Origin of the sequence: Pseudomonas sp. CJQ_9, from assembly GCF_043106615.1 — a bacterium.
Lineage (GTDB): Bacteria > Pseudomonadota > Gammaproteobacteria > Pseudomonadales > Pseudomonadaceae > Aquipseudomonas > Aquipseudomonas juntendi.
In genome coordinates this window covers 26,176-36,369 of record NZ_JBICMS010000084.1, presented here as the reverse complement: position 1 = coordinate 36,369, position 10,194 = coordinate 26,176, and the positions used below count along the sequence as shown (strand labels likewise).

General features: G+C 58.3%; 8 protein-coding genes. 4 read left to right on the top strand and 4 right to left on the bottom strand.

Going from position 1 to position 10,194, the window contains the following annotated elements; all coding sequences use genetic code 11:
- The first annotated feature begins 450 nt into the window (after positions 1–450).
- Positions 451–711, top strand: coding sequence for a DUF3077 domain-containing protein (locus ACF8SD_RS17410; protein WP_201203624.1), 261 nt, complete (start codon positions 451–453; stop codon positions 709–711).
- A 758-nt stretch (positions 712–1,469) separates the two neighbouring features.
- Here the strand turns inward: ACF8SD_RS17410 and ACF8SD_RS17405 are convergent.
- Positions 1,470–1,850, bottom strand: coding sequence for a hypothetical protein (locus tag ACF8SD_RS17405; RefSeq protein ID WP_392483441.1), 381 nt, complete (start codon positions 1,848–1,850; stop codon positions 1,470–1,472).
- A gap of 1,334 nt (positions 1,851–3,184) precedes the next feature.
- Positions 3,185–4,591, bottom strand: a complete 1,407-nt coding sequence (locus ACF8SD_RS17400) for a PAAR domain-containing protein (RefSeq protein WP_392483440.1) — start codon at positions 4,589–4,591, stop codon at positions 3,185–3,187.
- Positions 4,592–5,269: 678 nt separating this feature from the next.
- Between ACF8SD_RS17400 and ACF8SD_RS17395 the strand changes: the two genes are divergently transcribed.
- The 3 genes from ACF8SD_RS17395 to ACF8SD_RS17385 all read left to right on the top strand — a co-directional run bounded on the left by ACF8SD_RS17395 (position 5,270) and on the right by ACF8SD_RS17385 (position 9,207).
- Positions 5,270–6,922 (top strand): acyl-CoA dehydrogenase family protein, encoded by a 1,653-nt coding sequence (locus ACF8SD_RS17395; RefSeq protein ID WP_173891194.1) that lies wholly within the window; start codon positions 5,270–5,272, stop codon positions 6,920–6,922.
- Between the two features lie 176 nt (positions 6,923–7,098).
- Complete coding sequence (gene amn, locus ACF8SD_RS17390; RefSeq protein WP_392483439.1) at positions 7,099–8,562, top strand: AMP nucleosidase; 1,464 nt, start codon at positions 7,099–7,101, stop codon at positions 8,560–8,562.
- Between the two features lie 6 nt (positions 8,563–8,568).
- Entirely contained in the window at positions 8,569–9,207 is a 639-nt protein-coding gene (locus tag ACF8SD_RS17385) for a pseudouridine synthase (RefSeq protein WP_029887384.1), read from the top strand.
- 93 nt (positions 9,208–9,300) lie between these two features.
- Here ACF8SD_RS17385 and ACF8SD_RS17380 read toward each other — a convergent pair whose 3' ends face one another.
- Complete coding sequence (locus tag ACF8SD_RS17380; protein WP_003249787.1) at positions 9,301–9,504, bottom strand: DUF2788 domain-containing protein; 204 nt, start codon at positions 9,502–9,504, stop codon at positions 9,301–9,303.
- Positions 9,505–9,558: 54 nt separating this feature from the next.
- Positions 9,559–10,035 (bottom strand): Lrp/AsnC family transcriptional regulator, encoded by a 477-nt coding sequence (locus tag ACF8SD_RS17375; protein ID WP_003249795.1) that lies wholly within the window; start codon positions 10,033–10,035, stop codon positions 9,559–9,561.
- Positions 10,036–10,194: the final 159 nt, after the last annotated feature.

Genomic DNA, 10,194 nt, shown 5'->3' with positions numbered 1-10,194 from the left:
CCGAAACAAGCGTAGGAGCGGGTTTACCCGCGAAGCGCCGCGCGGGCGGCGCTCGGTCTCGCAGGCGCTGAAGATCTTATGGCGAACACCTGTCAGCCCTGATGCCGTCCCCGACCATGCCCCCAGCAACCTACAACAATTCCAGACTCTTCCTACGTCTCAGCACTGGAAACTCCACCCCCTGCGAAATACCCTACAACCTCTGTCGACACGCGTCTGATTGTTCCTGCAAATCGCGCCCTCTAGGCTTTGCCTGTCGCTGACGGTTCAGCGATCGGGTGTGGAAACCTGCAGCAAGCATTTCAGGTTATGTCGTTCATGGCGGCTGTACCCGGGAGGCCTTGTGCCTACCGAGTTTTCCCTGAATGCACTCGGGTTTCCACCCCGTGTACAGCCGCCACCCTTCCTGTGGAAACGGAAGAGGCGGTCAATGAGCAATCAGGAAAATCCATGACCGACGAAACCAAAACCACCCCCGGCGTCACCTACTTCTTCCAGGGCGAAGGCCAAACCCACCCCCTGTTCCGCATCGCCGAGGGCATCCCCTGCCGCAGCGCCCGTGAGCAGGCCTCTGAACTGATGGGCTATGCACGCGATCTTTCGCTGACCGGTTTGATGGATGGTGACCAGCAGATGATGTGGGCATCGCATTACTTCGCAGCGATGGCGAAAGCGCTGTTGGATGATGCCGAGTTGGGTTTGATGCGCTGACCTTTTTATTGGCTGGGCCGGCCCTTTCGCGGGCATGCCCGCTCCCACAGGGATCGTACTTCGTTCAAATTATGCACAATTCCTGTGGAAGCGAGCGTGCCCGCGAACGGCGGTGTAGCTGGTGCCGTCTTGTCTTTCGAAATTTATCTTCGGCTGACTTATTTGGGCGGACTCTCATCTTAGTGGCTAGCTGTATATGAGGTAAGTTATGCCAAGCCAGACTGCGCCTAGGTAAAGTAGCCAGTTACTGATTCGTAGCTGTATTCTTAAATGCTTCGGGAAGTTGTCAGTATCTTTTCGGTCTAGTTTTTTGTGACGGATGTGCAGGTTTTTATTGGCCAGAAAAGTATGGCAGGTACGACGCCTACTAACTGTAGTCGTGAGCGAAGATTTTGTTTGCCCCATATGACAATATTTAATTTCAGCCAGTAACTGCTTGGTATTGCTGAAATTATTTTTTCTAGAGCTTTCGCTTGCGCCAAGCGAATATAGAATGCCAGTCCGATCATGATCATGAAGCATGACGTCGTCGCCATGAAAAATTTCATGGCTTTCGCTGAACATTCCATAATATTCTCACCTGTTCTGTATATTACCTGCGACGGTCAGTTCCCCCATACATTCTTGAAATGTGATGCAGCGCGGAACGATGTAGCAGCCAGGCATCTTAGGAACAAGCTCATGTACCCTTGATTGCCCAGCACAAGCGACTGGGCAATATCCAATTAGGTACAATGTCGAACAATGTTGCTTGTGAGTTATAAATAATTCAATTTGATTAACGTGGCGGCTACTGTTAGCCATAACAAGCTTGTCATCAGTAGCCAGAACGAAATGCGCATTCTGACCTTCAGGTAGTAAGGAAATCTAGACGCATCTGTTTCATCAAGAAGGTTTCTTTTCAAGAAAAACTTAGGGTGCAATGCAATGCCGGTCAGGGTGGAGACAATTGACATTCGAGAATGAAAGCTTTTATTGCTCCATATTGCTGTTGCAGTTTTTAGGCATGAGCTTCTTCTCAAGGCTTGTTCTAATATTCGGTAGTTTTGGATGCGAGCGAGATTTGCTGTCATGGCTAGTCCGATCAGTGCAAGTGCAAAAGGTGTCGCGACAAAGGCAAGGCGCCATATCAATTCCATATGATCATTCGTGCTCGATAAATTCATATAGCTCCTCGCCGATGTACTCCCCAGCGTTCATGCCTGCGACACTTCCGGCAAGAGACCCGCTCGCCTCTTTTTTAAGGTGGGAGCCAGGAACCTAGCAGGCTGTGGGTGGGTATTTTTGAGGCGGGAAGGGTTTAGGAAGAGCCCTACAAGAGATAGAGATTTGGACTGCATGTTTTTTTGACGGCAAGGCCGGCCCTTTCGCGGGTGAACCCGCTCCCACAGGATTTGTGCATAGCCTGGAAGATGCGCAATGTCCGTGGGAGTGTGGGGGGCGCTGTGAGTCCTCATGCAACGCTAGGCAACGCGAGTTACTGTATTAATGGCGAATAAGCCGATATGAAACCAAATAGAGCGGAGATTGGTATCCAGCAGATAATCAACCATTCAACATTTGCCCAAGTTGGTTTTGAATTTTCGAACCCGCATCCATCACCCTCGCAAACATTGGCTGACTGTTGTATTTGCACCATTGCGACCGAGAAAAAGGTAGTGTAGAGAAGAGTGAGTATGATCGGAATCATGGTGAAAAACGAGAGTGGCAGGCTATCAAAAAACTTTTCGGATACATAGAATTCCCAGCACGCTATCAATAGGATAGGTGTGTAAAGCATCAGAGTGACACCGATCGCACTCCCTTCTACTGGCTGATTTGCTTGAGTACAGCGAGCGACGATTTTTTTCATCAAGAAAAATATTGTGAAAGCTCCGAATATTGTACAAAGCAGCGGGATGAGTCTGAGGCCATGCTGACCTCTGATGAGTAACCAGTGTCGATAGTGCCAGTAATAGAGGTACAGGCCCATGGACAAGGAAGCCATGATTATGAGTTTTGAGATAGAAACGACATAAAGCTGTGGTTTTTTGCAGGGTGAGGTGGTTAGCGATTCCGGATGGTGTTACTGGTCTGAGTTCATAGTGTGGTTTCTCATTTTATTAGCTTCATTAGGTAATATATCGTTACCCATACAATGCCAATGGTATTTAGCGAAGATGCAATAAGTATTTTTCTTCTTAATTGTCTAGGGAATTGTAAGTGGTCTTGCTCATCCAATAGCCCACTGCGAATGCTTGAGGCGGGAGAACCAATGGCGCCAGCGATTACAGAAATAACTAGAATCCTGGAACCTATTTTGTTCTCTCCCCACATGCTGGTCGCAAATGGAAGGCAAGCGCTCCGTTGGAGTGCTGAGGTCATTTCTTTATATTGGTGAGAGCAGGCGATGTGAAGGTCAGATGCAAGCCCGATTAACGCGAGGAATATAGGAGTGCCCAACAGAAATAGTCTTAATTTTACGTCAAGGTGGTCAATCATCTCCAAAGGCCTCGAAGATTAATTCGCCGAACTCCTCGCCAGCCTCCATGCCACCTATGCTACCGGCCAAAGCGCCTCCACCGGTGATTACTACTCCGCATACTAGGGCGTAGGGGCCGGCTCTCCAGCAAATCTTCGCAGAGATTTCGCCTCCAAGCTTTCCTCCCAGCCACCCACCAGCTAAGCCACCGGCGAAATTACCTGCTTCGGTAACGCTGACTTTTTTACAGGTATTTGTGCTGCCCTCTTTGCATACCTCAGAAATCTTTAGAGCAGATCCGCCCGCGCCGGTAGCAACGGCAATATATCCTCCGGCTTTTAAATATTTGGCCATCTTGGCCAGCTTATCCAAATGTGTCGAGTAGCCGGGGATGTGTGTCGGCCCTCCAGCTTTACTCCAATGGTGCACTAAGCTTCTCGACGAGATTCCCAAGTCCCGGCGCAGACTTTCATAATTACCGAGGTTGAGCCGCTTGTTCAGAACGGTTGCTTTCAGGTTTGAGCTCAATTGCTTAAATAGTTTTTGACGCTCTGCAAAAAAGTCAGGGTGCCTAAGATGCCCGTGTTTGATGAATTGATTTTTATGCAGGTCTTCAATTTTTCGCAATATGTGGCTGAGTTCATCCAGCGACTTGCCTACCATCGCCTCGCTGACCCCCATCGCCAGGCTCACATCGCTGAGCAACCCGGCGATCTCAGCCTGATGGCGCATCATGAAGTCGGCTTCCTCCGGTGTCAGTTCCGCTAACGCTTCCCTAGCCTGTTTCGCCGCACTCATTGCAGACAGTTCCTCGCGTGTACACACCGGCCGCCGCAAACCATCACCAATGACAAAAATCTCACCTGCCTTGAACCCACGCTGATACGTCGGGTTCAGCCGCTCCAGAATTGACCGAGGCAAGTTGGCCTGCGGCGCGCCCAGTTCAGCCAGTACTTCTTGATACGTCATGCAACGCGGAACGATGTAGAACCCAGGCTCCATGCCTGGTGGAGTGGACGAAGGCTGAGCCACTGCTGGCTGATAGGTGCTTCTGCTCGGGCTACGCGCCTGAGTCTGCGCGGGGGCCTCACGAACAGGCTCAGGTGCTGGTGCCCTGCGCGACGCCGGCGTTGCAGCCCCACCTGCAACCACGCGATTGCTGCCCTGTGGGCACCCGCATTGCACCAGTGCGCCGTCCAGAGCCGTGGGAATACCGTCCTGCCGCCAGCGGGACTCGCCCTCGACAATGGTGCCCGCTTGCCCACATAGCGGGCAGGGCGTGGTCGGGTCGCCTAGCAGCAGCCAATTGCGGCCATGCACACGGCCCCTGGCCTGGCTGGCAATGCAGATGGCGCCTGTGGTGGTGTGGTCGCCGTCCAAGCCTTGGTATCGGCCAAAGATGTTCATGCGCAGGCTCATGGCTCGCCTTTTTTCGAGGTGGGAGCAATGAACCTAGCAGGCTGTGGGCGGTTTTTTTGGGGGTGGGGAGGCTTTAGGAAGGTGCCTACAGTAAATAGGGAATTGGACTACATGCTTGTTGGGCGTGGCGCTCCCGCTGTAAGCCGGGGATGGGCTGACAGGTGTTCGCCGAGATATTTTTAGCGCCTGTGAGATCGAGCGCCGAAGCGTTCGCCGCGACACTTTCAGCGCCTGTGAGATCGAGCGCCGCCCGCGCGGCGCTTCGCGGGTAAACCCGCTCCTACATTTGTTTCGGGCCAATCATGCCTGGGGGATTTGCGCGCGAACGCCCTGGCGCCCACCACGATATCGCGTCGTAAAAACAAGGTGGTCGCGCGCGTCCGGCACAGGCAATACTGGCCCGAAACAAGCGTAGGAGCGGGTTTACCCGCGAAGCGCCGCGCGGGCGGCGCTCGATCTCACAGGCGCTGAAAGTGTCGCGGCGAACGCTTCGGCGCTCGGTCTCACCCGCGCCGCAGATCTTATGGCGAACACCTGCCAGCCCAGATGCAGGCTCAAGACATACATCTGCACCCCATGCCCCCACCACCACACCTTTAGTCACGAATGCCACTTTGCCAACCCCGCAGGCAGTGCTTCACTGGGTCTCTCAAGCCTACCCGGATCCAGGAGCCCCCGATGAACCTGCACCAGTACGCTGAAACGCACGAAGTCACCAACCAGCCGCCATCCCTCGACGGTGCCAACCTGTACCGCCTGGACCTACCGCTCCAAGAGTGGTCACGGCGTTTCGGCGCGGGCTGGGCCGAGTCGCGGATCGATGCCTACGGCGCCTTGGCCGGGGGGCCGCTGATGCAGGCTGGCTTTCTGGCCAACGCGCACAAGCCCGAATTCAGCAGCCACGACCGCTACGGCCATCGCATCGACCTGGTCGAGTTCCACCCGGCCTACCATGAACTGATGCGCACCGCGATCGAGCACGGCCTGCCGTCGCTGCCATGGGCCGAGCCGCGCCCCGGGGCGCATGTGGCACGTGCATCCATGACCTACCTGCACAGCCAGGCCGAAGCCGGCAGCGGCTGCCCGTTGACCATGACCTTCGCCGCCGTGCCAGCCCTGCGCTTGCAACCCGAGCTGGCCGAGTACTGGCTACCGAAAATCCTCGCCTGCGAGTATGACCCGCGCAATGTCGGTGACCGGCACAAGGCCGGGGTCACCCTGGGTATGGCGATGACCGAAAAGCAGGGCGGCACCGATGTGCGGGCCAACACTACCCGGGCCTACCCGGTCGGGGCGCCGGGGCCAGGTCAGGCCTATGAGCTGGTTGGCCACAAGTGGTTCTGTTCGGCGCCGATGTGCGATGCCTTCCTTACCCTGGCACAAACCGAAAAAGGGCTGAGCTGTTTCCTGCTGCCGCGCCACCGCCCGGATGACAGCCGCAACCAGTTCTATATCCAGCGCCTGAAGAACAAGCTGGGCAACAGCTCGAACGCCTCCAGCGAGGTGGAGTTTCGCGGGGCGTTGGCGTGGATGATCGGTGAGGAAGGCCGTGGTGTGCCGACCATCATCGAAATGGTCGCCATGACCCGCTTCGATTGCATGGTCGGTTCCAGCGCGCTGATGCGCCAGGCGCTGACCCAGGCTACCCACCACTGCGCGTACCGCAAGGTCGGTGGGCGCGTGTTGAATGAGCAGCCGCTGATGCAGAACGTGCTTGCCGACCTGGCCCTGGAGAGCGAGGCTGCGCTGGCCCTCAGCCTGCGCATGGGGCAGGCGCTGGAGCAGCTCGATGACCCGCAGCAGGCGCACTTCGCCCGCCTGGTGACGGCAGTGGGCAAGTACTGGATCTGCAAGCGTGCGCCGGCCATGATCAACGAAGCCGCCGAATGCCTGGGCGGTGCCGGTTATGTGGAAGACAGCATCCTGCCCCGGCTGTACCGCGAAGCACCGGTGAACTCGACGTGGGAAGGCTCGGGCAATGTGCAGTGCCTGGATGTGCTGCGGGCCTTGTCCAAGGAACCGGGGGTGCTCGATGCTTTGTTCGCCGAGCTGGGCGATGGGCATGGCGACCCACGTTTGGCGGCGCATATCGGCAACCTCAAGGGGGCGTTTGCCGATACTGGCGACATGCAGTACCGCGCGCGGCAGTTGACCGAGGACATTGCCTTGGCGTTGCAGGCCAAGCTGTTGCTGGAGGCGGGCAATGCGCTGGTCAGTGATGCATTCATTGGCAGCCGGTTGGCGGGGGGCGGCCGGGTATATGGGGCGTTGCCGCGGGGTGTGGATGTGCAGGCCCTGGTGGCGCGGGCGACGCCAGCCTGGGCGAATTGATTCGGCTTCTTCGCGGGCATGCCCGCTCCCACAAGATCTTCATGGATGTTCCGGGCGGTGCCGTACCTGTGGGAGCGGGCGCGCCCGCGAAGAATCCAGCACCGATCAGTGGGGATGTATTTAGCCAAGAAGGCAGGCAAGATGGTTCACATGCATGTCCAGACAGGAAGCACAGTGTGAGCCACGCTTTTGTAGTCGTTGATACCCCCGAACAGGCCGTCGATCGTCTGGCGGCCCTGCATGAACAAGCCACCGGTGCTCTAAGCCTTGCGCTCAAGCGTTATCTGAAAGACTGCACCGAACCCGACGCCGAGCAGCGCGACCTGTTCCGCTACCCGGCCCTGCGCCTGACCTACTACAGCCATGGCGAAGTCGCCGCTACCACGCGTGCCTACGCCAAGGTGCAGGTGGCCGGCACCTACAGCGTCACTGTCACCCAGCCCGCGGCGTTCCGTGGTTATCTGCTGGAGCAGCTGCGCCCGCTGATGCACGACTACACCGTTACCGTCGAAGTGGGCGTCAGCGAACAGAATATCCCTTACCCCTATGTGGTCGACCAGGGTGACGAACTGGCCGGCAGCGGCATCACCGCCGCGCAGCTGGCGCGGGTGTTCCCCAGCACCGACCTGTCGGCCGCCACCGACAATATCGCCGACGGCCTGTACGACTGGGACCATGCCGACGTGCTGCCGCTGGCACTGTTCGATGCCGCGCGCGTCGATTTTTCGCTGCGCCGCCTGGTGCATTACACCGGCAGCGACTGGCGCCACATGCAGCCGTGGATCCTGCTGACCAACTACCACCGCTATGTCGACCAGTTCATCAGCCATGGCCTGGAGCAGTTGCGTGACGACCCGCGTTTCGTGCGCATGGTGCTGCCGGGCAACGTGGTCATCGAAAAAGGCATGGACCATGGCGAAACCCAGGCGCTGGTTGCCAGTGTGGTCTGGCACCGTTACCAGATGCCGGCCTACCACCTGATCGCCGCCGACGGCGACGGCATCACCCTGGTCAACATCGGCGTCGGCCCGTCGAATGCGAAGAACATCACCGACCATCTGGCGGTGCTGCGCCCGCATTGCTGGTTGATGATTGGCCACTGCGGCGGCCTGCGCCAGTCGCAGACCATTGGCGACTATGTTCTGGCACACGCCTACATGCGCCGCGACGGCATTCTCGACCGCGTGGTGCCGCCGAATATTCCGATTCCGGCCCTGGCCGAGGTGCAGTTGGCGCTGCAGGAAGCGGCTGCGCAGGTGACCGGTGAGCGGGGCGAACAGTTGAAGAAGCGCCTGCGCACCGGCACCGTGCTGACCTACGATGACCGCAACTGGGAGCTGCGTTGGGCCCAGGAGCGGCCGCTGATCAACCTCTCACGTGCCGTGGCGGTGGACATGGAAAGCGGCACCATTGCCGCCCAGGGCTACCGCTTGCGGGTACCGTACGGCACCTTGCTGTGCGTGTCCGACAAACCGCTGCACAGCGAGATCAAGCTGCCAGGTTCGGCCAACGCCTTCTATAACCGGGCGGTCAGCCAGCACCTGAAGATCGGCATTGCCGCCCTCGACCTGCTGCGCACCGAGCTCAACTCGTTGCACTCGCGTAAACTGCGCAGCTTCGATGAGCCGCCGTTCCGCTGAGGATCCATGTCACTGCCACCCCGTAACAAGCCGCGCCGCCCCCAGGCGCGGCCTGCCGCCGGCCCGCGTCGCCAGGCCAAGGCACCGCCGGCCGAGCCCCGCCTGATTCTGTTCAACAAACCGTTCGACGTGCTGACCCAGTTCAGTGACGGCGAAGGGCGGGCGACGCTCAAGGACTTCATCGACATCCCGGGCGTATACCCGGCCGGGCGGCTGGACCGTGACAGTGAAGGCTTGCTGTTGCTGACCAACGATGGCGGGCTGCAAGCGCGGATTGCCGACCCTAAGCACAAGCTGGCCAAGACCTACTGGGTGCAGGTGGAAGGTGAGCCGAGCGACGAGCAGTTGCAGCGTTTGCGTGACGGTGTGGAGCTCAACGATGGGCCTACCTTGCCGGCCGAGGCGCGGCGCCTGGCCGAGCCCGCGTTGTGGCCGCGCAACCCGCCGGTGCGTTTTCGCAAGAGCGTGCCCACCAGCTGGCTGGAGCTGGTGATTCGTGAAGGGCGTAACCGCCAGGTGCGGCGCATGACGGCAGCGGTGGGGTTGCCGACCTTGCGCCTGGTGCGGGTACGCATTGGTGACTGGGCGCTGGACGGGTTGGAGCAGGGGTGCTGGCGCGAGGTTCCGGCAAAATTGCAGCGCTAGTGGGGCCGCTTTGCGGCCCATCGCGACACAAGGCCGCTCCTACAGAACCGCGCAAACCCATGCCTTGGGTCGCGACCCCCGCATTCTCAAGGCCTAAACGCCTTCAAGAAACCCCACCACCACGCTCTTGATGATAAAGGCCAGCACCCCCAGCCCCAGCACGAAGAACAGGATCAGCGTACCGAACTTGCCCGCCTTGGACTTTTTCGCCAGGTCCCAGACGATGAAACCCATGAAACCGATCAGCACGGTGACCAGGATGATCATCATCCACTCTTCGAATACGGCGGGATCCATCGGTGTTCTCCAGGCAGTTTGAGCGCTCGAGTATACGCCCGCAGGGGCGGGCAATTACCGAAGGTGGGTCAATGGCAGCTCGGTGCTGGCCAGCACCTGGTTCAGCACGAAACTCGAACGCACGCTGGTGACGCCTTCGATGCGGGTCAGGCTGCCGAGCAGCAGTTTCTGGTAGTGGTCCATGTCGGGCACCACCACCTTCAACTGGTAGTCGGCATCCATACCGGTGACCAGGCTGCATTCCAGTACCTGTGGCAGGTTGCGGATAGCGGCCTCGAAGGTCTCGAAGCGCTCCGGCGTGTGCCGGTCCATGCCGATCAGCACGTAGGCGGTCAGGCTCAGGCCCAGCTTTTTGCGGTCGAGCAGGGCGACCTGGCGGGAGATGTAGCCGTCGTCCTCCAGCTGCTTGACCCGACGCGAGCATGGCGAAGGCGACAAGCCGATGCGCTCGGCCAGTTCCTGGTTGGAAATGCGCGCATCGCGCTGCAATTCGGCGAGGATGCTCAGGTCATAGCGGTCGAGTTTGCTCATGGCATTTGCCTTTTCTGTTCGGATTGCGGCGAATTATCATTCCAGGGTGAAAAATTGCGCAAGTACTATTTATATGAGCAATCTTAGCAATCCGCTGCCGCCAGCTGTTCGGTATCTTTATCAACAGAATCACTGCCCGGACATCAGTCCACGGCGACG

Excerpts from the sequence above, each read along its gene's own strand:
- ACF8SD_RS17410 (WP_201203624.1), top strand. The coding sequence starts at position 451 with ATGACCGACGAAACCAAAACCACCCCCGGCGTCACCTACTTCTTCCAG.
- ACF8SD_RS17405 (WP_392483441.1), bottom strand. The coding sequence starts at position 1,850 with ATGGAATTGATATGGCGCCTTGCCTTTGTCGCGACACCTTTTGCACTT.
- ACF8SD_RS17400 (WP_392483440.1), bottom strand. The coding sequence starts at position 4,591 with ATGAGCCTGCGCATGAACATCTTTGGCCGATACCAAGGCTTGGACGGC.
- ACF8SD_RS17395 (WP_173891194.1), top strand. The coding sequence starts at position 5,270 with ATGAACCTGCACCAGTACGCTGAAACGCACGAAGTCACCAACCAGCCG.
- ACF8SD_RS17385 (WP_029887384.1), top strand. The coding sequence starts at position 8,569 with ATGTCACTGCCACCCCGTAACAAGCCGCGCCGCCCCCAGGCGCGGCCT.
- ACF8SD_RS17380 (WP_003249787.1), bottom strand. The coding sequence starts at position 9,504 with ATGGATCCCGCCGTATTCGAAGAGTGGATGATGATCATCCTGGTCACC.
- ACF8SD_RS17375 (WP_003249795.1), bottom strand. The coding sequence starts at position 10,035 with ATGAGCAAACTCGACCGCTATGACCTGAGCATCCTCGCCGAATTGCAG.